Origin of the sequence: Photobacterium sp. S4TG1 (assembly GCF_036040035.1) — a bacterium.
Lineage (GTDB): Bacteria > Pseudomonadota > Gammaproteobacteria > Enterobacterales > Vibrionaceae > Photobacterium.
The window spans coordinates 1-815 of record NZ_JAYXUH010000047.1 but is presented as its reverse complement, the minus strand read 5'-3'; the positions used below and the strand labels follow the sequence as shown (position 1 = coordinate 815).

Annotated in this window: 1 rRNA gene; it reads right to left on the bottom strand. The window is 50.3% G+C overall.

The features are described 5' to 3' along the window. A 23S ribosomal RNA gene (locus VXS03_RS20070) occupies window positions 1-815 on the bottom strand; the annotation flags it as partial.

Sequence of the window (815 nt, the reverse complement as noted above, 5' to 3'; positions counted from 1 at the left end):
AGTTCATATTGCCGCAGCTTCGGTGTATAGCTTAGCCCCGTTAAATCTTCCGCGCAGGCCGACTCGACCAGTGAGCTATTACGCTTTCTTTAAATGATGGCTGCTTCTAAGCCAACATCCTGGCTGTCTGAGCCTTCCCACATCGTTTCCCACTTAGCTATAACTTTGGGACCTTAGCTGGCGGTCTGGGTTGTTTCCCTCTTCACGACGGACGTTAGCACCCGCCGTGTGTCTCCCGGATAGTACTTACTGGTATTCGGAGTTTGCAAAGGGTTGGTAAGTCGGGATGACCCCCTAGCCTTAACAGTGCTCTACCCCCAGTAGTATTCGTCCGAGGCGCTACCTAAATAGCTTTCGGGGAGAACCAGCTATCTCCGAGTTTGATTGGCCTTTCACCCCTAGCCACAAGTCATCCGCTAATTTTTCAACATTAGTCGGTTCGGTCCTCCAGTAAGTGTTACCTCACCTTCAACCTGCCCATGGCTAGATCACTCGGTTTCGGGTCTAATCCTAGCAACTATGACGCCCAGTTAAGACTCGGTTTCCCTACGGCTCCCCTAAACGGTTAACCTTGCTACTAAAATTAAGTCGCTGACCCATTATACAAAAGGTACGCAGTCACCCAACAAGTGGGCTCCTACTGCTTGTACGTACACGGTTTCAGGTTCTATTTCACTCCCCTCACAGGGGTTCTTTTCGCCTTTCCCTCACGGTACTGGTTCACTATCGGTCAGTCAGGAGTATTTAGCCTTGGAGGATGGTCCCCCCATGTTCAAACAGGATATCACGTGTCCCGTCCTACTCGATTTCACTAA